Below are 23,610 nucleotides of genomic sequence, written 5' to 3'. Positions count from 1 at the left end.
ACTCAATAAGACACCAGCAAGGCCGATCCGCCCTCCCCGAATTTCGGCTCGATGCCGAGAATAGGGGCCGCGCGGCTGATGATGTCGCGGGCGATCGGACCGGCGGTACCTGCGGAGAGCGTTCCGCCATATTGCTTTTCGCCCGTTTTTGGCTCGTCGCAGAAGGTGATAACGGCATATCGGGGATTATCGATCGGGAAAGCGGAGATGAAGGAGTTGAAGTTCAGCGTCGAGGAGTAACGCCCATTCACCACCTTGTCCGCCGTGCCGGTCTTGCTGCCGACGGCAAAACCCGGCACGCGGGCGACCCGCCCCGATCCCTTGTAACCGTTGAAATCGAGGAGATGGCGCACTTCGTCGCTAGTCGACTTCTTAAGAACTTGCTTGGCGATCTGATCGGCCTGTTCGCGTGTGCGCGGCAGGAATGTCGGCTCGATCAGCTTGCCGCCGTTGACGAGTGCGGCAGCCGCCACCCCTGTCTGCAGCGCCGTCGTCGAGACGCCATGGCCGAAGGAAATCGTGATCGAATTGATCTTCTTCCAGACGCGCGGCTGGCTCGGCATCTTCACTTCGGGCAGCTCGGTCTGCATCTTCGTCAAGAGGCCTAACTTGGTGAGATATTCCTTCTGAGCGTCGATGCCGACGATATCGATGACGCGCGCCGTACCGATATTCGAAGAATACTGGAAAATCTCGGGAACGGTGAGCCAGCGGCGCTGCCCGTGAAAATCGTGGATGGTGAAGCCGCCGATATAGATCGATTTGCTGGCATCGAAACTGTCGGTCATCTTCACCTTGCCGCTATCAAGCGCCATGGCCAGCGAAAAGGTCTTGAAGGTAGAACCCATTTCGAAGGTGCCGTTGGTCATCCGGTTGAGCCAACCCTCCTTGGCGCCTTCCTGCGGATCGTTCGGATCGAAATCCGGCGCCGATGCCATCGCCAGCACTTCTCCCGTATGCACATCTATGACCGCGGCGCCGGCGCCCTTGGCCTGGAAGTTGTTGACAGCGTTGACGACCACGTCCCGAACGATGTTCTGCACGCGCAGGTCGATCGAAAGGCGCACCGGCTCGAGCGGCTGGTCGCTGGTCATGCCGACGGAGGCGAGATCGGCAAGCCCCTGGTCGTCGATAAATTTCTCCATGCCGGCGACACCGCGGTTGTCGATGTTGACGTAACCGAGGATGTGCGCGGCGGTCGCCCCGCCCGGATAGAAGCGGCGCTTCTCCGGCCGGAAGCCGATGCCGGGAATGCCGAGCGCCAGGATCTGGCTCTGCTGCTTCGGCGTCAGTTGCCGGCGCAGCCAGGCGAAATGCGAGGTCTTGACCGAGAGCTTCTTATAAGTGTCCCTGACGTCGAGCTCGGGCAGCACCGTTGCAAGCTTCTCGACCGCCTCGTCGGCGTCGACGATCTTGTTCGGCTCGGCAAACAGCGAGACGGTGCGGATGTCGGTGGCCAGCACCTCGCCATTGCGGTCGAGAATGTCGGGGCGCGAGGCCATCAGCCGGTCGGGCGGCAGGATGCTGGAGACGACCTCCTGGTCCTTCATCGCATATTCGACGAGCCGGCCGCCGATGACGGCGTAGACGCCCATGAAGCCAAGGATCAGCAGGCCGACGCGGCTTTTTGCCTGCCCTGATTTCTTCTTGCGCGACCCCTCGATCGCCAGGCCGGCGGGGGAAGGACCGCCAAACCGGTTATAGACGCCGGCGGAGAAATGCGCTTGGCTCTTCAAAACCATGATGCGGGAAAGAAACGACATTATTCCTCCACCGATCCGGTTTCGATCTGGTCTGCATCCTCTGCCTCGCCGCGCGGAGCGGGCATCGGAACGGGCTGCGCCTTGGCAGTGGCTTGCGCGCCCTTGGTGCCTGGCGCGCCCTTGGCGCTGGCCTCGGTCGCGCTCTTGGCGCTGGCCACGGTCGCGCCTTTGGCGCTGACCTTTGCCTCCGTCACGTCAGGCACGGGAACCTCGGATTTCAGCATCGGCAATTCCTTGGCATGCACGAGCGCCGTCGATTCCGTCGGCTGCAGCTTCAATTCTTCATTATAGGCCTTGACCAGCCGCTCCAGCCGGTTCGGCTGCGATTGCAGCGCCCAGTCGGCCTTGAGAAGGTCAATCGTGTCCTTCTCAAGCTTGATCTCTGCTTCGAGGCGATGAACCTCCTCGACCTTCAATTCGGCGCGGTGCTTGATCGTGTAGGTCACGGTGGCGGTGGCCGTCATGACGCCGATGAGCACGAGATCGAACGTTTTCAGCATATCAACCTCCAAGCTTTCCGAGACTGGCAAGATTGGGAAACCCGAAGAGCGACATATCCGCGGCTTCGGCGGCGGCGTCCGTCCTCAGACCGGCGCGCAGCTTGGCGGAGCGAGCGCGCGGATTGATCTCGGCCTCCGCCTCGCTTGCCGAAACCATCGGTTTGCCTATCGCTGCAAAGGTTGCCGCCCGCTCATGCGCGACCGGCAGATGCCGCGAACCCGACGCCTTGCCGGCGCGATCGGAGAAGAATTTCTTGACGATGCGGTCTTCGAGCGAATGAAAGGTAACGACGACAAGCCGACCGCCTGGCTTCAGCGCCGTTTCTGCCGCAAACAGCGCCTGCGCCAGTTCGCCGAGCTCATCGTTGACGAAGATCCGCAAGGCCTGGAAGACACGCGTTGCCGGATGGATCTTGTCCTTCATCTTGCGCGGCGTGACGATTTCGATGAGACCGGCGAGATCGCGTGTCGTTTCGAACGGTTTTTCCTCGCGTCGCTTCTCGATCGCATGGGCGATGCGCGGCGCCTGGCTTTCCTCGCCGAGAAAATGGAAGATGCGGATGAGATCGGCGACCTTGGCGCGGTTGACGACATCGGCGGCCGAAACGCCTTCGGCCGACATGCGCATGTCGAGCGGCCCGTTCTTCTGGAAGGAGAAGCCACGTTCGGCCTCGTCGATCTGCATGGAGGAGACGCCGATATCGAGCACGACGCCATCGAGCCCGGCTTGCGGCGCATGATCGGCAAGATGCGAGAATTGCGAATGAACGAGCCTGAGACGACCGCCATGGGCGGCAACCATCGCTTGGCCAGCCGCAATTGCCGTCGGATCGCGATCGAGCGCGATCACCTCGGCGCCGGCAGCAAGGATGGCTGAACTGTAACCGCCCGCACCGAACGTACCGTCGAGGATGAGCTTGCCGGGCGCGGGCGCCAGTGCCGCAAGGACTTCGTCGAGAAGAACCGGAATGTGACGAACCGGTCCGCCACCGGCATCAGTTGAACCTCCGCCAGGATTCGCCACCATTCCGTTCCCTCGTTTTTTCAGGAACGCTTGCCCGCCAGCTTGCGCTCCCCTCGTGCTTGCGCCTGTGCGGCCACAAAAGCCTGCGGCTGCCAGAGCTGAAAATGATCCGCCCGACCAACGAAGGTCACTTCGTCCGAGATGCCGGTGAAGCCGCGAATGAAATCCGTGACCATCAGCCGCCCCTCGGCGTCGAGCTTCATGAAGACCCCGCCTCCATGAATGAGAAGCGACATCTCGTTCGCATCCGGCGAAAACGGATCCTCCGCAGCAATCTGCCGTTCGAATCTTTCGAGAAGATCCGGACCGCCGACGCTGATCGCCGGAAACACAAAGTCCTGGAAGCAATAGAGCTCCTGGACGTTGCGCTGCGCCAGCACGGAACGGAAAGCCGAAGGCACGGAAACCCTGCCCTTGGCGTCGATCCTGTTGGTCGCATTCGAAAGGAAGCGGCTCATGACACGAAACATCCGTTCCCGCAGGGATCCGGACGACCAAAAGACGCCCGAAACTCCCGATATCAGGCACAGCTTCGCAAGCCGGATGAGCAAAAACCCCTCCGACGCTTCCGGAGAGGAAGACGCCTTTGCTTTGCGATAAATGGGCAGATAATTGCCCTGGTGCAGTGCGCATTTGGGATAGCATGGGACCATATGGGCGTCAATGGGATACGCCCATTTTGCAATAGACGCATGATCAAAAATTTATAAGCCGTTAAGTTTAACAAAGGGTTAGCGGCGTCATCTTACAAATGACACGCATTGGTATCCCTACAGGAAAAATCCATCCGATGGATGCATAAACATCTGCTTGAAAACAGCCGGTTTCAGCGACTTACGCTGAAAATCCGGCTGCCGCGCCGTCAAGATGATAATCGCCAGTTGGCCTGTAAGCCGGGTTCTGTATGGCTCCGGCGTGAACCGGAACGTGGCAGCCATTCCTCTGGGACAGCGTTCGCACGCTGCCTCACGCAACCCACCCGGATGACTGGCCTGGAAACCAGCCGGAAGGCCTTTCGGCCTACCGCGTCATCCCTATTCGGTTTTGCTCCCGGTGGGGTTTACCGTGCCATTTCCGTTGCCGGAGATGCGGTGGGCTCTTACCCCACCCTTTCACCCTTACCTGTCATGACAGGCGGTTTGCTTTCTGTGGCACTTTCCCTGAGGTCGCCCTCGCCGGACGTTATCCGGCACCGTGTTTCCGTGGAGCCCGGACTTTCCTCACCCTACCGCCTTTCGGCATTGGTAAAGCGCGGCTGCCCAGCCAACTGGCAGGGCTCCCATAAACGAGAGAGATCGCAATTGCTATCGAAATCAAAATTTATTTACCGAAATTGCGGTGTGAAATCCGTGGAATAGCCCTGTTCGCTGATTCCGCCTGACAAAAGCAGCTCGGCCCCAAGCCGACCGATTTCGTCCGAGCTCTTGGCCGACGTCCCGGCGCAGCCCGTCAACACCGCGATCTCGGGCGATGAGCTATAGCCAATCATCGGATAGCCGCTTTCCGTATGCGACACGACGCAGGCGGCCGTCGAAATCGAAAGCGGCACCATATCGGGCACAAGACCTTCAACGATGCGTTTGAGGTGCGCGCGCACCATATCGCGCCCCTCGGTCTTGAACCAGGCGCGCATTTCCGTGTCGTCGCGGAGCGCCAGATCGTCAGGATCGCCGCCGATCTTCAGGTAGAATTTGCCGTCAGGATAGCGGATCGGCGGCAGCAGGTAGATATCGATGCCGGGCGCCCGGAGAATGAGCGACGGCATCGCGGCCAGGCGCGCCGCGTCGGCATCGCTTACCTCGAAAAGCGTCACAGTCCGGGCATAAACAGTCATAGCAACGGGCTGCGGCAACAGATTCTCCGCAATGGAAAATCCGCCAGCTGCCAGCAGCACCTTCTCAGCACGATGGCTCAGGCCACCTGATGTCTCGACGACAGCCGATCCACCTTCGCTGCGGATCGAAACGACATGATCGCGGATGATCGTGGCGCCTGCCTTTTCCGCCAGCAACGATTGGGCTTTCACAAGCTTACGCGGACTGATGTGGCCGGCCCCTCTCGCCTCGAAGACACCCGCGCCCCCATCGGGAAAGGCGAAGAAGGGAAAGGCAGCCTTCAGCCCTTGCTCGTCGAGCAGGCTGGTCTCGACGCCGAGCGAAACGGCGGCCTGTCGGGTTTTCTCGAGATAATCGCCCCCGGTCGGCGCGACGACAACGCAGCCGACCTCGCGATAGAAATCGATGCCGCTGTCGCCGGCGATCTCGCCATAGCGGTCGATCGAGCGGTTGGCGAGCAGTGCCCAATTGCGGTCGGGATCGATGGTACGGGTAATGCGCCCCTCGTCATAATGGCTTGCGAAGACACCCTTATGCGTCTTGCGATCATCAGGCTCATCAGGGCCGATGACGGCGACGCCATCCGTCTGGCGTGCCAGATATTTTGCGGCCGCGGCACCCATCATGCCGCGGCCGATAACGATGAACCTGAAATCGACCGCCATATCCCACCTCGCTAAATTCCAGCGATACCATAGCAATCATCTTGAATCATCCAGCTCTTGTCAGGGATATGCGCTTCAGCGCTCAGAGCATTGCCAGAACCTTGCCGCAATAGGACTTGGACACCGGGTTCATGCGCGTGGCGCCATGGCCGGCATTGTATTTGAGGATGGTGTTGCAGGTCTCGCCACCACCGAGATCATGGGCGGCAGCCAGATATTTCATGCCGTACTTGATGTTGGTTTCCGGATCGAACAGGCCCTTGGCGCTGCCGGAATAGCCCATCATGCGGGCAGTTGCAGGCTTTATCTGCATCAGGCCGATTTCACCGTGGCTGCCGCGCGCATTCGGATTGAAATTGCTTTCGATGCGGATGACCGCGGTCGCAAGCGCAACCGGTACATCATATTGGTTCGCATATTTGCTGATCAGTACGGAATAGGAATTGCCGGAAACATTGGCGACGGGGTAACCGCTCTGGCGCTCGACCGTCTTCAGCGGGCGTTCCGCCGCCTTGAGCGGACGCTTCGCCGGCTTGACCGAACGCTCCGCTTTCTTCAACGGACGCTCTGCCTTCTTCGAAGGACGCTCGACCTTCTTCACCGGCGCATCGGCTCGCACACCCCAATCATTCGCAAAGGCAAAGCTATTTCCCGCCAGCACCATGCCAACGCATGTTGCAGCAACAACAATCAGTTTTCTCATGTAGTCTTGAACACTCCGACCCAAAGAATTTCCGGACGGCGCGCCTCGCTGTCATAATGAATACCAGATCAAGGACCGATCGGTATTCACGGTAATTCTTATCGTTTCACATAACGCCCTTGGTTTAACTCGAAAATAACCCCGAGCACCGCTTGGCGGACGTTCTTAGACCATCGCAATGAGGAGATAATAGGGAAATGATGTGGCAGGCCGAATTTCGCGCTGCAGTGCGAAATTCAGCGTTTCAGTAATTGTCGAGGAATCAGGAATAACGCGGCAAAGCCGACAGCAGCCGGTGCAGCGTGTCGATCGTCGAGAAATCGGCGATGCCATCGATCCGTTCGGGCCGAAAATGGCGCTGGAAAGCTTCGACGTCACCCGCCGTTTTTTCGGAAAATTCACCTGTGATTTCAGTGTTGTAACCATAAAGCGACAGCATCGACTGCAGCGCTTCCACAGGTTGACCGGTATCGCCGCGTTGGAAGAAGCGCCCACCGGTGATCGTTGCCGGCTCGACCCAGTGCCCAATGCCCGCTTGGTGGAGCGCGGCCCAGGGGAATTTCTCGCCCGGATCGACCTTGCGGATCGGAGCGACATCGGAATGCCCGAGGACCCGTTCCGGCGTGATCGACCAACGTTTGACACAGTCGCGACACAATTCGATCACCGCGGCGATCTGCTCTTTCGGATAATCAGGAAGCCCGCCGGGATGGCCGGCATTGGCGATCTCGATGCCGATCGACAGCGAATTGATATCGGTCTCGCCGTGCCAGCTGCTTTTTCCCGCATGCCAGGCACGCCGCATTTCCGGCACGAGCTGCACGACCTCGCCATTCTCATGCACGAAATAATGGCTGGAAACCTGGCTTTCGGCGCGACAGAGCCAGTCGAGCGCACCATCTGCCGTCGGCATGCCGGTATAGTGCAGCAGGATCATATCAGGACGGCGCCCGTCCGCCCGTTCGCCATGGTTCGGCGAAGGCTGCACGCGGGCGCTTCTGCAGTCGGCCTCGAAAGAGGTCATGCGGCGCGGCGTTCCTTCTCGATCGCCTCATAGGCCGCGTTCAGCGCCGCCATCCGCTCATTGGCGATCACATGGAATTCCTTCGGCACGCCGCGCGAGATCAGCCGGTCGGGATGATGTTCGCTGACGAGGCCGTGGTAACGGCGGCGGATAGTCGGGAAATCATCGGAAGGCGAGACACCGAGCACCTTGTAGGGATCGCCGCCGGACGAGACGTGGCGGGCGGCGATCTGCTCGAAGCGGATCTCGCTCATCTGGAAGATCTCGCCGATATGGCGCAGGAAATTCAGTTCCTTCTCATGGATCAGCCCGTCGGCCTTGGCGATGTGGAAGAGGCCGTCGAGCACGTCTTCCAGCACCGGGCAATTGGCCGCACAGGTTACGCAGAGCGTCGAGAGCCGTTCGGCATAGGCTTCGTAGCCGGCGACGTCCTGGCGCGCGAGATTGTAGAGCCTGGCGACATTCTTCGCTTGATCCTGCGGAAACTCGAAGATTTCGCGAAAGGCTTCGACTTCCTTCTCGCTGACGATGCCGTCGGCCTTGGCCATCTTGGCCGACAGCGCGATAATCGCCACCGAGAAAGCCACCTTACGCCGGGTCTCGGGATCACCTTCAAAAACCGTGCGGATAGCCTCGACCACCGCAGACAGCGCATTGCCTGCGGTATTGCCAATGGCATTCAACAGTTTTTCCCAGAAGGACATCGAAAATCTCACACACTTGTCAACGTATAGAGAAACAGCTTGACCAAAGAATCGTAGCCTTTGCAAGGCGACTATTCGTCGTAGGGCCGAACACAGTTTTCACGATTTGGTAATTGTCGCACCGCAGCAAACGATTCATCACGCCCGCTTTCATCTCGCGTGAGGGCATGGCCGGCGGTCGCCGGCATTTGCCGGGCATGTGGATTCCGGAACGAGCGGCGGAAATTTCCACGGGCAGTTCCCGACACGCAGGCCGGCTTGAAACGATTATATCAGCACTTCGCGTCGCCTTTAGGATGCAACACGGCAGAAAGGCGCATTTTTCGTAAATTCTTTACTTTACAGGGCCCTTTCCCTGCCGCATCCATGCGCTAGCTAAGCTGCCGCATCGAAACACCGTAGGAGGGATCATGGCCAAACAGAAAGTCGCAATGCTGACCGCCGGAGGCCTGGCGCCCTGTCTTTCGTCCGCCGTCGGCGGCCTTATCGAACGCTATAGCGACGTCGCGCCCGAGCTCGAAATCGTCGCTTACAAGTCGGGCTACCAGGGTGTGCTCCTCGGCGACAGCATCGAGATCAGCCGCGCGATGCGCGAAAAGGCGCCGCTGCTGCACCGCTACGGTGGCTCGCCGATCGGCAACAGCCGCGTCAAGCTCACCAATGCCGCCGACTGCGTCAAGCGCGGCCTGGTCAAGGAAGGCGAGAATCCGCTGCGGGTCGCCGCCGAACGCCTCGCCAATGACGGCATCACCATTCTCCACACGATCGGCGGCGACGACACCAACACCACGGCCGCCGACCTTGCCGCCTACCTCGCCGCCAACGGCTACGATCTCACCGTCGTCGGCCTGCCGAAGACTGTCGACAACGACGTCGTGCCGATCCGCCAGTCGCTCGGCGCCTGGACGGCCGCCGAAGTCGGCGCGCATTTCTTCGACAATGTCGGCAACGAGCAGACCGCCGCCCCCCGCACCCTCGTCATCCATGAAGTCATGGGCCGCCATTGCGGTTGGCTGACGGCCGCCACCGCCCGCGCCTATCTGCAGCGCACCAGCCGCAACCAGTATGTCGACGGCCTGATGATGGACGCGCACCTGAAGAGTATCGACGCCGTCTACCTGCCTGAGATGGCCTTCGACCTCGACGCCGAGGTCGCCCGGCTGAAGGAAAGCATGGACCGCAACGGCCACGCCACGGTCTTCGTCTCGGAAGGCGCCTGCCTCGACGCCATCGTCGCCGAGCGCGAAGCCGCCGGCGAAACCGTCAAGCGCGATGCTTTCGGCCATGTGAAAATCGACACGATCAATGTCGGCGCCTGGTTCCAGAAGCAGTTTGCCAATCTGCTCGACGCCGAGCGTTCCCTGGTGCAGAAATCAGGTTATTTCGCCCGCTCGGCGCCCGCGAACGGCGATGACCTCAGGCTGATCCAGAGCATGGTCGATCTCGCCGTCGAAAGCGCGCTCAATAAAGTCTCCGGCGTCACCGGCCATGATGAAGGCCAGAACGGTAAATTGCGCACTATAGAATTCCCGCGCATCAAGGGCGGCAAGGCTTTTGACCTTTCGACGGCATGGTTTGCGGAAGTCATGGACAATATAGGCCAGAAATACAAAGAAGCGTGATTGACGGATGGTTAATATGATGTCTTTGCTTGTTCGCGAGGAATAGGAGGAGACACCATGTCACTTGAAGCTTGGCTGGCTTTTGCGGCCGCATCCGCCATCATGCTGGCCATACCGGGGCCGACGATACTGCTCGTCGTTTCCTATGCGCTCGGTCATGGGCGCCGGACGGCGTTCGCGACGGTGGGCGGCGTGGCGCTTGGTGACTTCACGGCGATGACGGCCTCTCTCTTCGGTCTCGGCGCCGTCCTGGCCGCCTCCGCGACCCTCTTCACCGTCTTGAAGTGGATTGGCGGCGCCTACCTGATCTGGCTGGGAATCAAGCTCTGGCGGGCTCCCATCATCGGCGAACCGGTTGCCGACAACGACAACCTGCCGGAGGAGAAGTCGCTCAAGATCTTCCTCCACGCCTATGTCGTCACCGCCCTCAATCCGAAGAGCATCATCTTCTTCGTCGCCTTCGTGCCGCAGTTCCTCAATCCGGCCCTGCCCTTCGTCGGGCAGATGGCGATCATGGAAGCGACCTTCCTCGTGCTGGCGATCCTCAACGCTTCCACCTACGCCTTTCTTGCCCATAGCGCGCGCGGACTGATTCGCAAGGCGAGCATCCAGCGCGCCGTAAACAGAACCGGAGGCACTCTGCTGATCGCTGCAGGCGCCGTAACGGCCGGGTATCGTCGTATTGCAGCGTAGAAATATTCCGAAATATTCCGTGGTTGCCGGAATGCCACGAATAGGTTAATGGGGTCACCAGGGCTTAAGGCTTTTGGTAACTTTTATACGCTGCCGGGGCGGCGCGATTTCACGAAAGTGGCGGAATGGTAGCGATCGGATTATCCGGCCTGAAACGCAGTCTTGTCGTCTCGACAATACTCTGCGGCGTGATGACGGGATGTACGAGCGTCGAATATACGTCCCAGGCCGAACTGACAGCCGCCCAGACCGTCGTGCCGATGCCGAAACCCGGCGAAGATGCAACACTCGCCGCGATCCCGACAGCCGAAGGCGCAGCCGGTCGGGCTGTTGCAGGCGCCACCATTCCCCAGACATCGCCCTCCCTGACCGCAACGGCGATGCCGGCCGTGACGGCCTCCCAGCCTGGCGATCTTGCCATGCAGGCAGGCATGCAGCCGGCAGCCTATGCGCAGATCCCGCTGACGCCCGAGATGACGGCGATCCAGTCCGTCGTGCCGACGCCGCGTCCGGGAACGCCGGCACAGCCGACGACGCAGCTTGCCTTTGCCGCGACACCGCAAAACAGCGCGCTTGCAGCACTTGCCGCAGTCGACACCACGCCGCGTGCCAGCATGGACTACGGTTTCGACGAATCCGGGCCGATCGATCCGCCGACCGCCCCCCCGATGTTCAGCGACGACGACAAAGACGATGCGCCGACCGTCGAGAAGAGCTTTGTCACCAAGCTCATCCAGAAATATTCGAAGGTCTACGAAATTCCCGAGACCCTGCTCCATCGCGTCGTCCATCGCGAGAGCCGCTATAATGCGAAGGCCTACAACAAGCGCGGCTATTTCGGCCTCATGCAGATCAAGTATAACACCGCCAAGTCCATGGGCTATGACGGTGCCCCGGGCGGCCTCTTCGATGCCGAAACCAACATCAAATATGCCGCGAAATATCTGCGCGGCGCCTGGCTCGTCTCCGACAGCAAGGAAGACGATGCCGTTCGCCTCTACGCCCGCGGTTATTATTACGACGCCAAGCGCAAGGGCATGACCGACATCGCCCACGGTAACTACTGAAACCCGGCAATTGCTGAAACAACAGCGCCGCGCGTCTTTTCAGGCGCGCAGAGGACGCTGTAGCATTTTGAATATGCAGCAGAGATATCAGCTGAACAAACCCCGGACCTTATGGCTGCGGCTGGGCTTGCCCTTGCGATCCGGCCTGCTGCTCCGGCGCTCCCGATTGCGGCAAGGCCGCCAAGATCGCCTTGAGAAGCGTCCGCGGCTGGTAGCCGAACCAGCTCGGCGTCAGTCCGAGCCGAACCACGACCAGATTGGCGGACGGCACGATCGCCATGCTCTGCCCGTCATGCCCGGTCAGCCAGAACGTATCCTCCGGCAGCCCAAACGCGGCGCTCGAGCCGCCGCCGGGAGCGAGCCAGGCCTGGCCCTGCGTGTACCGGCCGTTCGAAGCAGCCGTCGGCGTGCGCATGGCGCCGACGAAACCCTCCGGCAGTAGCCGCCGACCGTTCCACACGCCATCCTGCAGCAGAAACTGCCCGAAGCGCGCCCAATCACGCGCCGTCGCATAAAGATAGGAGCTTCCGGCGAACGTGCCGCGCGCATCGAGTTCGAACACGGCGCTCGTCATGCCGAGTGGCGAAAACAACGCTTCGTGCGGATAGGAAAAAGCCGCCTGAGCATTGCCGACCCTATCCATCCAGATGCGCGAGAGCAGCACGGCCGTGCCGCTCGAATAGCGGAAGCGCTGGCCGGGTGCTGCCTCCATCGGCGCATTGGCCGGCAGCGATACCATGTCGGGATCGAGATAGAGCATGCGCGTTACGTCGGCGACATCGCCATAATTCTCGTTGAAGGCAAGGCCGCTTTCCATGCCAAGCAGGTCGGAAACCTTTATTTTGGCGCGAGCATCGTCCTTCCACTGCGCCAGCAGATGATCGTCGTCGAAGGAGATCTTGCCGTCGAGCATCAGGCGACCGAGGATCGCCGCATTCACCGTCTTCGTCATCGACCAGCCGATCAGCGGCGTCTTCGCCGAGAATCCGCGGGCATAGGCTTCCGCGACGATGCGACCATCCCGCACCACCACGACCGCCCGCATGGCCGGGCCGGCAAGCCCGGCATCGGCCAGCACAGCGGCAATCTTCCCGTCGGAATCGCCGACGCCCTCGCCCTGCGGCCATAATGCATCGTTCGTCTCTATCTTGGCCGGCGCATCGAAGGGCACGGCATTCGCCGCCGCTTCGAAATCGCCGTCCGGCACACTCGTGCAGCCGAGCCCGCCGCGATAGAGCGAGTAACTCGATGCGAACAACCCCATGAAGCGAGCCGTCACGCGGCCGTTGTCAAGGTCGACGCTGACGCGCACAAGCCGGAGCAGCGGGTTTCCCGGCGCCTGCACATCGTCCTCCAGCACGTCCTCCGCGTTGCGGCCGGCGATGAAGACATTGGAACAGACAATCTTGGCGGCATAGCCGTCGCCGACGCGCAGCAGCTCCGGCGGCCGGATGAACAGCCAGCCGGCGGCAGTGATGACGAGGAGAACGAGAAGGAGAGCAAGCGCCTTCAGGATACGCAGGACAAATCGCATGGCATTCCTCCATGCCGGGAGAGAAGCAGGAATCTCACGCGGCGGAAAGGGGTCGAAACGCAGAAGAGCGATCCTCCCGATCACTTTCCCAGGAGAGCCATCCCGGTCGCTTTCCCGAGGAGGTCGAAGTCCTAGGAACGGCTCCCCCACAGCCCACGTCATCAAACTGTAGCAGTGGCGCGCTACACGCCCTGAACGCTAAAAAGGTGACAGACTCATGTCAGAATTTGCACCGGATGCCGGCTTCCGCAAGAACCGGAAACTCAAGGACGCCCTTCTCCGCCATAAGGCTTTTTCGAAGGATGGCTTTTCTGAGCGTCTCTTCGGCCTTCTCTTCTCCGGCCTCGTCTATCCGCAGATCTGGGAGGATCCGGATCTCGACATGCAGGCGATGGAGCTGAAGCCAAACCATCGCATCGTCACCATCGGCTCCGGCGGCTGCAACATGCTCGCCTATCTCTCCAAAGCGCCGGCCTCGATCGACGTCGTCGATCTCAACCCGCACCACATCGCGCTGAACCGCCTGAAGCTTGCCGCCTTCAAGCACCTTCCCGGCCATGCCGATCTCGTCCGCTTCCTGGCAATGCCGAACGAGAAGTCGAACAGCCGCGCCTACGACCAGCATCTCGCCGCCCGTCTCGATGAGGCGACCCGCAGCTACTGGAACGGCCGTAAGTTCGGCCGTCGCCGCGTCACCGTCTTCGACCGCAACATTTACGAAACGGGCCTGCTCGGTCGCTTCATCGGCGCCGCCCACCTTCTTGCCCGCCTGCATGGTGTCAAGCTGCGCGAGATGACCAAGACCCGCTCGATCCGCGAGCAGCGCCAGTTCTTCGACGAGCAGATCGCGCCGCTCTTCGAAAAACCGGTTGTGCGCTGGATCACCGGCCGCAAGAGCTCGCTCTTCGGCCTCGGCATTCCGCCGCAGCAATATGACGAGCTTGCAAGCCTTGCCGCCGATCATTCGATCGCGCCGGTGCTGAAGCACCGCCTCGAAAAACTCGCCTGTCATTTCCCGATGAGCGACAACTATTTCGCCTGGCAGGCCTTCGGCCGCCGTTACGGCACCGAAGCGGAAGGCCCGCTGCCGACCTATCTGAAGTCGGAGCACTATCAGGTAATCCGCGCCAATGTCGATCGCGTCAACGTTCACCACGCAAGCTTCACCGAGCTTCTGGCCCGCGAGCCGGCCGCCTCACGCGACCGCTACATCCTGCTCGACGCACAGGACTGGATGACGGACGAGCAGTTGAACGACGTCTGGACGGAAATCACCCGCACGGCGCGCGAAGGCGCCCGCGTGATCTTCCGCACCGCCGCAGAAAAGAGCATCATCGAAGGCCGACTGGCTCCGGCGATCCGCGACCAGTGGGATTACTTCGAGGAGAAGTCGCGTGAGCTGACCGCGCTCGATCGCTCGGCAATCTACGGCGGCTTCCACATTTACGGGAAGAAGGCGTGAGCAAGGTCGATACCCATATGGCGGCAAAGGACGATGAACATGCCAGCCTGATGGATGGCATGTACCGCTACCAGCGCCATATCTACGACCTCACCCGCAAATATTATCTTCTCGGCCGCGACAGCACGATCCGTAATCTCGACGTTCCCGAGGGCGGCACCCTGCTTGAAGTCGGCTGCGGCACCGGGCGCAACATGGCCTTCGCCCACCGGCATTTCCCGACCGCCAAGCTGTTCGGTCTCGACATTTCCCAGGAAATGCTGATTTCGGCGCGCAAGACCTTTGCCAACAAGGCGACAATCCCGGAATTCCGCGTCGCCGATGCCACGGCGTTCACGCCGCGCGAATTCGGCGTCAGCGGCTTCGACCGCATCCTGATTTCCTATGCCCTGTCGATGATCCCGGACTGGGAGCGCGCCGTCGATGCATCGATCGCCGCCCTCAAGCCCGGCGGCCAGCTGCACATCGTCGATTTCGGCCAACAGGAAGGCTTGCCGGGCTGGTTCCGGCGCATGCTGCAGTCCTGGCTTGCAAAATTCCACGTCACCCCGCGCCCCGATCTGCGCGAGGTCCTGGAAGCGCAAGCCCATGAAAACAACGCGACATTGTTGTTCGATACCGTCGGCGGCGGTTATGCCTGGCGGGCAGCTATTATCAGCAAGCGCTCATAATTCGCTTGAAACTAACCGATTTTTTACGTTGATATGGCGAATAGAGGGTTATCCTCTGCTGACTCGTCTTTTTCGAAGGTCAGGTTGTGGGGCAAAGAGATCATTCGAGCTACGACGGGACGCCCATGCGCCGGCTATTGTTTTGCGTTTTGCCCTTGGCCGTCCTTTTAGCCGGCTGCAGTTCCTCGGGTTATGACTATCTCGAAACGGCGTCGATCAAGCCGAAGACGCGCTTCAAGGACACCGATCCCCAGGATTTCGGAGCAAAGCATCCGCAGCAGAATCCGGTGCACGGCATCGATATTTCCAAATGGCAGGGCGATATCGACTGGGGCACGGTGAAGAATTCAGGCGTCTCCTTCGCCTTCATCAAAGCCACCGAAGGCAAGGACAGAGTCGATCCGCGCTTCGACGAATACTGGCGAGAGGCTGGCGCCGCCGGCATCCCGCACGCTCCCTATCATTTCTACTATTTCTGCTCCTCCGCCGATCAGCAGGCCGACTGGTTCATCCGCAACGTGCCGAAGGCGGCCATGCGGCTGCCGCCGGTGCTTGACGTCGAATGGAACGGCGAATCGAAGACCTGCCGCTACCGTCCCGACGCTGAAACGGTGCGCGCCGAAATGCAGCGTTTCATGGACCGGCTGGAGGCCTATTACGGCAAGCGCCCGATCATCTACACCTCGGTCGATTTCCACCGCGAAAATCTCGTCGGCTACTTCCAGGATTATCATTTCTGGGTCCGTTCGGTGGCAAAACACCCCGAGGCGACCTATTCCGACCGCCGCTGGGCCTTCTGGCAATATACCTCGACCGGCGTTATTCCCGGCATCAGTGGGCCGACCGACATCAATGTCTTTGGCGGCAGCGCAAAGAACTGGAACAATTGGGTCGCCGCCGTTTCCAAGGATAGAAATTCTTAGTAACGTCTTGCGATGTTTCTTGCTTCCGTCACATTCGTCTGTGAAAGCGACGGAAATCTGTTTGATATAAGGACCGCATCCATGCACCGCTCGCTCGCAAGCCGCTCTGCACTCGCCCTTCTGTTTGCCTTCGCCCTTGCAGGCGGCGCGGCGGCCCAGCAGGCGCCGGGCGCAGCCCCGGCAGCGCCCTGCGGCGGCGATCTGTCCGCGTTCCTCGAAGGCGTGAAGAAAGATGCTATCGCAGCCGGCGCCAGTGCGGCAGCCGCCGACGAAGCCTTCGCCGGCGCCGATATCGATCCCAAGGTCCTGAGCCGGGATCGCGCCCAAGGCGTCTTCAAGCAGACCTTCCTCGAATTCTCCCAGCGCACCGTCAGCCAGGCTCGCCTCGACATCGGCCGCCAGAAGATGAAGCAATATGCCGACGTCTTTGCCCGCGCCGAGCAGGAATTCGGCGTCCCCCCGGGCGTCATCACCGCCTTCTGGGCGATGGAAACCGATTTCGGCGCCGTCCAGGGCGATTTCAACACCCGCAACGCCCTGGTGACGCTGTCGCATGACTGCCGCCGTCCGGAACTCTTCCGTCCGCAGCTGATCGCCCTTATCGAGATGGTCGAGCATGGCGACCTCGACCCCGCCACCAATACCGGCGCCTGGGCCGGCGAGATCGGCCAGGTGCAGATGCTGCCGCGCGACATCATCGCCTATGGAATGGACGGCGACGGCGACGGTCATATCCGCCTGAAACAGAGCAGCCCGGACGCCATCCTGACGGCAGCGAAATTCATCCAGCACCTCGGCTTCGAGCGCGGCCAGCCCTGGCTGCAGGAAGTGACCCTGCCCGATAACCTGCCCTTCGAGAAATCCGGTCTTGGCGGCACGATGAAGGCCGCCGAATGGTTCGCACTCGGCGTCAAGCCGCGAGATGGCAATACCGCCTTCGGTAACCTCGAAGGCGACCTCGTTCTGCCGCAGGGCCGCATGGGACCCGCTTTCATCGCCTATCCCAATTTCAAGATCTATCTCGAATGGAACAAGTCGTTCATCTACACGACCTCGGCCGCCTATTTCGGAACGCGCCTTTCTGGCGCCGAACCCTACCTCAAGGGCGTGCCGGAACAGGGGCTTGCCAGCGACCAGATGAAGGCGTTGCAGACCAAGCTGCAGTCGCTTGGCCATGATGTCGGCGAGATCGACGGCATCCTCGGCTCCGGCACACGTGTCGCGATCCAGAAGGAACAGCAGCGCCTCGGCATGCCGGCTGACGGCTGGGCGACGCCTGCCCTCCTCAATGCTCTCTGAGCCCCGCTGACTTTTTACCGCCGCCCGCTTGGCAAGAAACGGGTGGCGCGGTCCTCCACCTGCGCTAAAGCATCAAGCCGAAATCCGGTGCCGGCTTTCGGCAAAACGAGCGGCTTGCGATGGAGGAATCGGCATGGACAGCAGAATGAATGCCTGGACCTGGGCGCTACTGGTCCTGCTCGGCCTGATCTGGGGCGGCTCCTTCTTCTTTGCCCGTATTGCCGTCCAGCACGTTCCGCCGCTGACCCTCGTCTTCTTCAGGCTGCTGCTCGCGGCGCTGGCGCTGCATCTCTATATCGCCGGCCGTTTCGACTTCTATGCGATCCTCAAGGCCCGCTGGCGCGAATTCCTGATCCTCGGACTCATCAACAATGCCCTGCCGCATGCGCTGATCTTCTTCGGCCAGACCCGCATCGGCGCCGGTCTTGCGGCGATCCTGAATGCGACGACGCCGATCTGGACCGTGCTGATCGCCAACTACTTCACCTCAGACGAGAAGCTGTCGCCGGCAAAGATCGCCGGCTGCCTCGTTGGCCTGATCGGAACGATCGTGCTGATCGGCCCCGGCATGTCGGCCGGTGGCGAAGCCCCGCTCTGGGCGCTGCTTCTTCCCGTACTTGCCGCGATCTCCTATGGTTTCGCAGCCACTTACGGCAAACGCTTCAAGAATGTTCCCGCCCCTGTTACCGCAGCCGGCCAGTTGACCGCCTCTTCGCTGATTGCGCTGCCGCTGTCGCTGCTGGCCGATCGTCCCTGGGCGCTTGCCGCACCGCCGCTTGATGCCCTCCTCGCCATCCTGGCATTGGCGCTGCTGTCGACCGCCTTCGGCTACATCCTCTATTTCCGGATCATGGCGACGGCCGGCGCCACCAATGCCTCGCTCGTCACCCTGCTGGTGCCGCCGAGCGCCATCCTTCTCGGCGTGCTCTTCCTCGGAGAAAGGCTGGCACTGAGCGAGTTTGCCGGCATGGCGCTGATCGGTTTCGGCCTCGTCATTCTCGACGGCCGCGCCTATCGCCTGCTGGCCAAGGCCGCCTGAAACCGGTTGCGAATTCCACATGTTTTCAACCGGTTGCGATCCCGCCATGTTTTGGGCGCATAGGTAAATGCGCAATCGCCCGATTTAACGGCATGTTAAAATCTGTGAACAAAAATCTGTTGAAAATTAACAAATAATTTCAAATACTTGCCGAAACGCTATTCGACTTATCCACTGAACCCTTCTGCAGCGCAGCATAAGATCTGCTTCCCAACCGACATATTTCAGACATATTATCGGCCGGTTAACGCGAGGAGACAGACATGGGACTCACGCAATCCTTGAATGTTCTGTTGGTCAGTGCAGCGTTTGCTTTCGTCTTGTCCATGCTCTTCATCTGAGCTGGCCGACGAAAGTGTAATGACTGATAGTGCCTAAACTCCTGAATAACTGATCAATCCGCCAACGAAAAAGCGCATGTCCCGCCCGACATGCGCTTTTCACTTTTACAGCGCCGCGCGTCTTTCAGACGCGCAAAGATCAGGCGGCTGCGCCAGCACTTTTTGTTTGCCGGCGGGAGAGGCCGAGATTGTCGAGCACGGCGGAAACCAGCGGCGCACGGTTCATCGTATAGAGATGGAAGTCGTGGATGCCGCGCCGGACTAGATCTTCGATCTGTTCGGCAGCGACTTCGGCGGCGACCTTCGCCCGCTCCTCGGGCTTGTCGTCGAAGCCCGCGAAGCGCTCGTCGAGGAAGGCGGGGATAACAGTGCCGCAAGCCCCGGCGAAACGCTTCAGTTGCGTCAGATTCTGGATCGGCATAATGCCGGGCACGACAGGGATCGAGATGCCGGCACCGCGCACCCGTTCCAGGTAGCGCTCGAAATTGTCGTTGTCGAAGAAGAACTGCGTCAGCGCCCGGTCGGCGCCATTGTCGGCCTTGCGCTTCAGCATGTCGATATCGGCCGCAGTATCGCGGCTTTCCGGGTGTTTTTCCGGATAGGCGGAAACCGAAATCTCGAAATCGCCGATTTCCTTCAGGCCGGCCACCAGCTCCGCCGCATTGGCATAACCGCCGAGATGCGGCTGGTAGGGCGCGCCGGCACCACCGGGCGCATCGCCGCGCAGCGCCACGAAATGCGTCACGCCGGCTTTGCGGAAGGTGTCGACCACCTGATGCGTCTCTTCCTTCGTCGCGCCGACGCAGGTGAGATGCGAAGCGGTGGCAAGCGGCGTCTGCGATAGGAAGCGCGTGACCGTGGTCAGCGTCGGCGCTCTGGTGGTGCCGCCGGCGCCATAAGTTACCGACACGAAATCCGGGTCCCAGTCCTGCAGTTCGCTGACGGTATGCCAGAGCTGCCCTTCCATCTCCTCCGATTTCGGCGGGAAAAATTCGAAAGAGACCCTGATGTTGCGACCGCGCGCATCGTTTTTCAAAGCCATGTCATACCCTCCCGGCAAATGTAGGTTCGGCGCCTTCGCTCGTCTGCGAAGCCATGAGGCGCCTCGGATCGCGCGCGAGCCAGACGGTGACCGTCAACCCCTGCCCGCTTTGCTGACCCGGATGAAGATCGACGACCTGCTCGACGTCGAGCCCGGCCTTGCGCAACCAGTCGGACATCGCCTGGTGCGAAAAGCCGAGACGGACATGCGCATGCTCGTCGCGGAGATATTCGAGCGTGTGCGGCGCAAGGTCGATGACCACGAGCCGGCCGCCCGGCCGGAGCATGCGCGCCGCTTCCGCGATCGCAATCTCTGGCTGATCAAAGAAATGCAGCACCTGATGGATCGTCACCAGATCGAAATCCTGTCCCTCGAAAGGCAGGTTCAGGATATCGGCGTGGCGCACGGTGGCCTTGGTGATGCGGGACTTGTCGAGATTGGCGCGCGCCACGCTCAGCATGTCGCGGCTGGCATCGACGCCGGTCGCCCGGCGGTAGAGCCCGGACAGGAGTTCGAGGATGCGGCCGGTGCCGGTGCCGAGATCGAGCAGCGAGTCGATCGGCTGGCTGCCGAGCAGCCGGATGACGGCAGCGTCGACCTCCTCATCGGCCGCATGCAGGCGGCGAAGCTCGTCCCATTCGGCCGCGTTGCGGCTGAAATAGGCCTGTGCCCGCTCGGCGCGCTGGCGCTTGACCTGCGAAAGCCGCTCGCCGTCACGAAGGATGGTCGGATCGTTCTCGGAAACATGCTTCAGCAACGCCCGCACCAGCATAGCGGCCTTACCGTCTTGCTTGAGACGGAAATAGGCCCAGGCGCCCTCCTGGTAGCGTTCGATCAGTTCGGCCTCGCCAAGCAGCTTCAGGTGGCGCGAGATGCGGGGCTGGGATTGGCCGAGAATTTCGGTAAGATCGGTCACCGTCAGATCGCCGCCGTCAAGAAGCGCCAGAAGACGCAGGCGCGTGGGCTCGCCGGCCGCCTTCAAGACGTCCACCAGCGCATCCAGTCCAAGCTTCAACGGTTCGCTCATCTTTGATCCAATCAAGATATAAAGATATCTTTATGTGATTTGAAAAGCCGTGGCAAGCGGCAATTCGCACTCTCCGCGAAATTGGCTGCTCAGATTGCGACAAGGCGTGACGTGAAAAAGCCCCGGCCGAACCGGGGCTTTTGCAAAGAAAAATGAGTGAAATCAGCGTGTCAGGCGCTTGTGGGCCTGGCTGCCCGGGTTGAGGGCATCGGGGCCGAGGCGGCGAACCTTGTCCTGTTCATAATCCTCGAAGTTGCCTTCGAACCACTCGACATGGCCGTCGCCTTCGAAAGCGAGGATATGCGTCGCCAGGCGGTCGAGGAACATGCGATCGTGGCTGATGATGATGGCGCAGCCGGCGAAGTTCTCCAGCGCGTTTTCCAAGGCACCCAGCGTTTCCGTATCGAGGTCGTTGGTCGGTTCGTCGAGCAGCAGAACGTTGCCGCCGGCCTTCAGCATCTTGGCAAGGTGAACACGGTTGCGCTGACCACCAGAGAGATTGCCGACCTTCTGCTGCTGATCGCCGCCCTTGAAGTTGAAGGCGCCGCAATAGGCACGGGAATTCATGTCGAACTTGCCGAGCTTGATGATTTCGGCGCCGCCGGAGATTTCCTCCCAGACCGTCTTGTCGGCCGCAAGGGTGTCACGGCTCTGGTCGACATAACCGAGATGCACGGTCTCGCCGATGCGGATCGAACCGCCATCCGGCGTTTCCTGGCCGGTGATCATCCTGAATAGCGTCGTCTTGCCGGCGCCGTTCGGGCCGATGATGCCGACGATGCCGCCTGGCGGCAGCTTGATCGACAGGTCGTTGATCAGCGTGCGGCCCTCGAAACCCTTGGTGATGCCGTCCATCTCGATGACCACCTGGCCGAGGCGCTCGCTGACCGGAATGATGATCTGGGCGTCGCCGGGACGCTGCTTTTCGGCGGCATCCACCAGTTGCTCGTAGGACTTGATACGCGCCTTGGACTTGGCCTGACGAGCCTTCGGGCTGGACGCGATCCATTCCTGTTCGCGGCTGATCGCCTTCTGGCGCGATGCGTCTTCGCGGCTTTCCTGCAGCATGCGCTTGGCTTTCGCCTGCAGGTAGGCCGAGTAGTTGCCTTCGTAAGGAATGCCACGGCCGCGGTCGAGTTCGAGGATCCATCCGGTGACGTTGTCCAGGAAGTAGCGATCGTGGGTAATCATCATCACGGCGCCCGGATAGTCGCGCAGATGTTTTTCGAGCCAGGCGATGGTTTCGGCGTCCAGGTGGTTGGTCGGTTCGTCGAGCAGCAGCAGATCCGGCTGCGAAAGCAGCAGGCGGCAGAGCGCGACACGGCGGCGCTCACCGCCGGAAAGGCTGGTGACTTCGGCGTCGCGCGGCGGGCAGCGCAGGGCTTCCATAGCCATCTCGACCTGGCTTTCCAGATCCCAAAGATTCTGGCTGTCGATGACATCCTGAAGCTTGGCGCCCTCTTCCGCCGTCTCGTCGGAATAGTTCATCATCAATTCATTGTAGCGATCGAGGACGGCCGTCTTCGAGGCAACGCCTTCCATGACATTCTCGAACACCGTCTTGTTGGGATCGAGATGCGGCTCCTGCTCCAGATAGCCGACCGTCGCACCTTCGGCGAGCCAGGCTTCGCCGGTATACTCCTTGTCCTGGCCTGCGATGATGCGCAGCACGGTGGATTTACCCGCGCCGTTCGGACCAAGGATACCGATCTTGGCATCCGGGTAGAACGAAAGGTGGATATTCTCCAGGATCTTCTTGTTGCCATAGGCCTTGTTGAGGCCGGACATATGATAGATGAACTGACGTGCCATGCTGCGCTGCTCCGGGCGGGAAACTTCGATTGTGCCGCTATGTAGGCGAAACAGCGCCTGCGGGCAACGCCGAAACCCGGTTTACTCAGGATTTCCGGTCAAAAGCCCGCAGCGTCGACGACGCCCTCGTCACAGCCGAACGATGTTTTTCCAGCGCCCTGGATCAGATCGGCGAGGCCGGCACTTTTCGCCGATGCCGCCCCCGCGGCTTCCGAAAGCCCGATCGTCAGCTCGCTGATCATCCTGACATTGCCGGCCCGCCGGCAGCTCATCTTGACGCGGTCGCCGGCACCCGGCCCGAAGCTCTTGTCGAAAGCCGCCTTGATCGCGTCGGCCTTGACCGGCTTCCCTATATTGGCAGCGAAAAGATCGCGCACCGCCGACGCGTTGAGCGCGCTTACGAGATGCACGCCGACGCCGAAATAGTCGTCGGCGCTCATCTTCGTGCAGGTGCCATGCTTCACCCATTCATGGCGTTCCAGGCCGGATTGCGTGCCGGGCATCGCCTTTGCCAGCGCCGTCTTCGTCTCGGCCGCAAGCGTGACCTCCGGCAGCTTGTTCCAGTCGCCATCCTTGTCGGCGGCCTTCTGCTCGGCGCTCACGCCGCAATAATCCTGCCGCATCGGCCAAAGTCCGTGCAACGAAAAGCTCGTCGCATCGGGGCGCTCGCCGGTCTGGCTCGCACACTCGGCCTTCTTCTGGTTCGTCTGGCAAAAGGCCGGCTGCCAGCTCGCCGCCAGAATGAAGCGGGTGCGCCCGCCAGCCCCGCCAGCCCCGCCAGCCTCCTGCGCCACGGCGGCGCCGGCAATAACCATTGACACGGCGAACGACAAGGTACGCAACTGCATGCTGCTCATTTC

At 61.0% G+C, this 23,610-nt stretch carries 21 protein-coding genes and 1 other RNA gene; 8 read left to right on the top strand and 14 right to left on the bottom strand.

Annotated features, from left to right (window positions below):
- Positions 1–2: 2 nt before the first annotated feature.
- The 9 genes from GFM02_RS28910 to GFM02_RS28870 form a co-directional block, all read right to left on the bottom strand.
- Positions 3–1,763: a peptidoglycan D,D-transpeptidase FtsI family protein gene (locus tag GFM02_RS28910; protein WP_168272113.1), complete on the bottom strand. Its 1,761-nt coding sequence runs from the start codon at positions 1,761–1,763 to the stop codon at positions 3–5.
- Positions 1,763–2,263 (bottom strand): cell division protein FtsL, encoded by a 501-nt coding sequence (gene ftsL, locus GFM02_RS28905; protein ID WP_072637784.1) that lies wholly within the window; start codon positions 2,261–2,263, stop codon positions 1,763–1,765. The genes GFM02_RS28910 and ftsL overlap by 1 nt, the downstream gene beginning before the upstream one ends.
- 1 nt (position 2,264) lies before the next feature.
- The gene (rsmH, locus tag GFM02_RS28900) at positions 2,265–3,290 is read right to left on the bottom strand and encodes a 16S rRNA (cytosine(1402)-N(4))-methyltransferase RsmH (protein WP_168323543.1); all 1,026 of its coding nucleotides are present in this window, start codon (positions 3,288–3,290) and stop codon (positions 2,265–2,267) included.
- Between the two features lie 17 nt (positions 3,291–3,307).
- Positions 3,308–3,745: a division/cell wall cluster transcriptional repressor MraZ gene (mraZ, locus tag GFM02_RS28895; RefSeq protein WP_024320776.1), complete on the bottom strand. Its 438-nt coding sequence runs from the start codon at positions 3,743–3,745 to the stop codon at positions 3,308–3,310.
- A 415-nt stretch (positions 3,746–4,160) separates the two neighbouring features.
- An RNA gene (gene rnpB, locus GFM02_RS28890) (RNase P RNA component class A) lies at positions 4,161–4,558 on the bottom strand.
- Between the two features lie 53 nt (positions 4,559–4,611).
- Positions 4,612–5,787: an NAD(P)/FAD-dependent oxidoreductase gene (locus GFM02_RS28885; RefSeq protein ID WP_168272115.1), complete on the bottom strand. Its 1,176-nt coding sequence runs from the start codon at positions 5,785–5,787 to the stop codon at positions 4,612–4,614.
- Positions 5,788–5,869: 82 nt separating this feature from the next.
- Complete coding sequence (locus GFM02_RS28880; RefSeq protein WP_072637782.1) at positions 5,870–6,490, bottom strand: lytic transglycosylase domain-containing protein; 621 nt, start codon at positions 6,488–6,490, stop codon at positions 5,870–5,872.
- A gap of 262 nt (positions 6,491–6,752) precedes the next feature.
- Positions 6,753–7,514 carry an N-acetylmuramoyl-L-alanine amidase gene (locus GFM02_RS28875; protein ID WP_168272116.1) on the bottom strand — a complete coding sequence of 254 codons (762 nt, stop codon included), beginning with the start codon at positions 7,512–7,514 and terminating at the stop codon, positions 6,753–6,755.
- A complete protein-coding gene (locus GFM02_RS28870; RefSeq protein ID WP_017961314.1) occupies positions 7,511–8,218 on the bottom strand; it encodes a J domain-containing protein in 708 nt (235 codons plus the stop codon). Before GFM02_RS28870 ends, GFM02_RS28875 begins: the two co-directional genes overlap by 4 nt.
- A 410-nt stretch (positions 8,219–8,628) precedes the next feature.
- Here GFM02_RS28870 and GFM02_RS28865 point away from each other — a divergent pair, with 410 nt between their 5' ends.
- The 3 genes from GFM02_RS28865 (at position 8,629) to GFM02_RS28855 (ending at position 11,600) form a co-directional block, all read left to right on the top strand.
- On the top strand, positions 8,629–9,840 hold the full coding sequence (locus GFM02_RS28865; protein ID WP_168272117.1) for a pyrophosphate--fructose-6-phosphate 1-phosphotransferase: 1,212 nt from the start codon (positions 8,629–8,631) through the stop codon (positions 9,838–9,840).
- 57 nt (positions 9,841–9,897) lie between these two features.
- Positions 9,898–10,533, top strand: a complete 636-nt coding sequence (locus GFM02_RS28860) for a LysE family translocator (RefSeq protein WP_065280696.1) — start codon at positions 9,898–9,900, stop codon at positions 10,531–10,533.
- 125 nt (positions 10,534–10,658) lie between these two features.
- Positions 10,659–11,600 carry a lytic transglycosylase domain-containing protein gene (locus GFM02_RS28855; protein WP_168272118.1) on the top strand — a complete coding sequence of 314 codons (942 nt, stop codon included), beginning with the start codon at positions 10,659–10,661 and terminating at the stop codon, positions 11,598–11,600.
- A 109-nt stretch (positions 11,601–11,709) separates the two neighbouring features.
- On the opposite strand, the gene GFM02_RS28850 is transcribed toward GFM02_RS28855, so the two are convergent.
- The gene (locus GFM02_RS28850; RefSeq protein WP_168323542.1) at positions 11,710–13,134 is read right to left on the bottom strand and encodes a serine hydrolase domain-containing protein; all 1,425 of its coding nucleotides are present in this window, start codon (positions 13,132–13,134) and stop codon (positions 11,710–11,712) included.
- 217 nt (positions 13,135–13,351) lie between these two features.
- Here GFM02_RS28850 and GFM02_RS28845 point away from each other — a divergent pair, with 217 nt between their 5' ends.
- The 5 genes from GFM02_RS28845 (at position 13,352) to GFM02_RS28825 (ending at position 18,528) form a co-directional block, all read left to right on the top strand.
- Positions 13,352–14,596 (top strand): DUF3419 family protein, encoded by a 1,245-nt coding sequence (locus GFM02_RS28845; protein WP_020050852.1) that lies wholly within the window; start codon positions 13,352–13,354, stop codon positions 14,594–14,596.
- Positions 14,593–15,267, top strand: a complete 675-nt coding sequence (locus tag GFM02_RS28840; RefSeq protein ID WP_410001494.1) for a class I SAM-dependent methyltransferase — start codon at positions 14,593–14,595, stop codon at positions 15,265–15,267. The genes GFM02_RS28845 and GFM02_RS28840 overlap by 4 nt, the downstream gene beginning before the upstream one ends.
- 125 nt (positions 15,268–15,392) lie before the next feature.
- Complete coding sequence (locus tag GFM02_RS28835) at positions 15,393–16,190, top strand: glycoside hydrolase family 25 protein (protein ID WP_131666304.1); 798 nt, start codon at positions 15,393–15,395, stop codon at positions 16,188–16,190.
- Positions 16,191–16,271: 81 nt separating this feature from the next.
- Positions 16,272–17,489, top strand: coding sequence for a lytic murein transglycosylase (locus GFM02_RS28830; protein WP_168323541.1), 1,218 nt, complete (start codon positions 16,272–16,274; stop codon positions 17,487–17,489).
- A gap of 133 nt (positions 17,490–17,622) precedes the next feature.
- Positions 17,623–18,528, top strand: coding sequence for a DMT family transporter (locus tag GFM02_RS28825; RefSeq protein ID WP_168323540.1), 906 nt, complete (start codon positions 17,623–17,625; stop codon positions 18,526–18,528).
- 480 nt (positions 18,529–19,008) lie between these two features.
- Here the strand turns inward: GFM02_RS28825 and metF are convergent, their stop codons facing one another.
- The 4 genes from metF to GFM02_RS28805 form a co-directional block, all read right to left on the bottom strand.
- A complete protein-coding gene (metF, locus tag GFM02_RS28820; protein WP_168323539.1) occupies positions 19,009–19,911 on the bottom strand; it encodes a methylenetetrahydrofolate reductase [NAD(P)H] in 903 nt (300 codons plus the stop codon).
- A 1-nt stretch (position 19,912) separates the two neighbouring features.
- A complete protein-coding gene (locus GFM02_RS28815) occupies positions 19,913–20,938 on the bottom strand; it encodes an ArsR/SmtB family transcription factor (protein ID WP_020050858.1) in 1,026 nt (341 codons plus the stop codon).
- 162 nt (positions 20,939–21,100) lie between these two features.
- Entirely contained in the window at positions 21,101–22,750 is a 1,650-nt protein-coding gene (gene ettA, locus GFM02_RS28810; protein WP_011652822.1) for an energy-dependent translational throttle protein EttA, read from the bottom strand.
- Positions 22,751–22,848: 98 nt separating this feature from the next.
- Positions 22,849–23,607 (bottom strand): ribonuclease T2 family protein, encoded by a 759-nt coding sequence (locus tag GFM02_RS28805; protein WP_168323538.1) that lies wholly within the window; start codon positions 23,605–23,607, stop codon positions 22,849–22,851.
- Positions 23,608–23,610: the final 3 nt, after the last annotated feature.

The organism is Rhizobium leguminosarum bv. viciae, from assembly GCF_012276115.1.
In the GTDB taxonomy this organism is placed as follows: Bacteria; Pseudomonadota; Alphaproteobacteria; order Rhizobiales; family Rhizobiaceae; genus Rhizobium; species Rhizobium leguminosarum_T.
This window is presented reverse-complemented; position numbering and strand designations above follow the sequence as displayed.

Excerpts from the sequence above, each read along its gene's own strand:
- ettA (WP_011652822.1), bottom strand. The coding sequence starts at position 22,750 with ATGGCACGTCAGTTCATCTATCATATGTCCGGCCTCAACAAGGCCTAT.
- GFM02_RS28830 (WP_168323541.1), top strand. The coding sequence starts at position 16,272 with ATGCACCGCTCGCTCGCAAGCCGCTCTGCACTCGCCCTTCTGTTTGCC.
- GFM02_RS28910 (WP_168272113.1), bottom strand. The coding sequence starts at position 1,763 with ATGTCGTTTCTTTCCCGCATCATGGTTTTGAAGAGCCAAGCGCATTTC.
- GFM02_RS28850 (WP_168323542.1), bottom strand. The coding sequence starts at position 13,134 with ATGCGATTTGTCCTGCGTATCCTGAAGGCGCTTGCTCTCCTTCTCGTT.
- rsmH (WP_168323543.1), bottom strand. The coding sequence starts at position 3,290 with ATGGTGGCGAATCCTGGCGGAGGTTCAACTGATGCCGGTGGCGGACCG.
- GFM02_RS28805 (WP_168323538.1), bottom strand. The coding sequence starts at position 23,607 with ATGAGCAGCATGCAGTTGCGTACCTTGTCGTTCGCCGTGTCAATGGTT.
- GFM02_RS28825 (WP_168323540.1), top strand. The coding sequence starts at position 17,623 with ATGGACAGCAGAATGAATGCCTGGACCTGGGCGCTACTGGTCCTGCTC.
- GFM02_RS28835 (WP_131666304.1), top strand. The coding sequence starts at position 15,393 with ATGCGCCGGCTATTGTTTTGCGTTTTGCCCTTGGCCGTCCTTTTAGCC.
- ftsL (WP_072637784.1), bottom strand. The coding sequence starts at position 2,263 with ATGCTGAAAACGTTCGATCTCGTGCTCATCGGCGTCATGACGGCCACC.
- GFM02_RS28880 (WP_072637782.1), bottom strand. The coding sequence starts at position 6,490 with ATGAGAAAACTGATTGTTGTTGCTGCAACATGCGTTGGCATGGTGCTG.
- GFM02_RS28860 (WP_065280696.1), top strand. The coding sequence starts at position 9,898 with ATGTCACTTGAAGCTTGGCTGGCTTTTGCGGCCGCATCCGCCATCATG.
- mraZ (WP_024320776.1), bottom strand. The coding sequence starts at position 3,745 with ATGAGCCGCTTCCTTTCGAATGCGACCAACAGGATCGACGCCAAGGGC.
- GFM02_RS28875 (WP_168272116.1), bottom strand. The coding sequence starts at position 7,514 with ATGACCTCTTTCGAGGCCGACTGCAGAAGCGCCCGCGTGCAGCCTTCG.
- GFM02_RS28855 (WP_168272118.1), top strand. The coding sequence starts at position 10,659 with ATGGTAGCGATCGGATTATCCGGCCTGAAACGCAGTCTTGTCGTCTCG.
- GFM02_RS28845 (WP_020050852.1), top strand. The coding sequence starts at position 13,352 with ATGTCAGAATTTGCACCGGATGCCGGCTTCCGCAAGAACCGGAAACTC.
- metF (WP_168323539.1), bottom strand. The coding sequence starts at position 19,911 with ATGGCTTTGAAAAACGATGCGCGCGGTCGCAACATCAGGGTCTCTTTC.
- GFM02_RS28870 (WP_017961314.1), bottom strand. The coding sequence starts at position 8,218 with ATGTCCTTCTGGGAAAAACTGTTGAATGCCATTGGCAATACCGCAGGC.
- GFM02_RS28865 (WP_168272117.1), top strand. The coding sequence starts at position 8,629 with ATGGCCAAACAGAAAGTCGCAATGCTGACCGCCGGAGGCCTGGCGCCC.
- GFM02_RS28815 (WP_020050858.1), bottom strand. The coding sequence starts at position 20,938 with ATGAGCGAACCGTTGAAGCTTGGACTGGATGCGCTGGTGGACGTCTTG.
- GFM02_RS28885 (WP_168272115.1), bottom strand. The coding sequence starts at position 5,787 with ATGGCGGTCGATTTCAGGTTCATCGTTATCGGCCGCGGCATGATGGGT.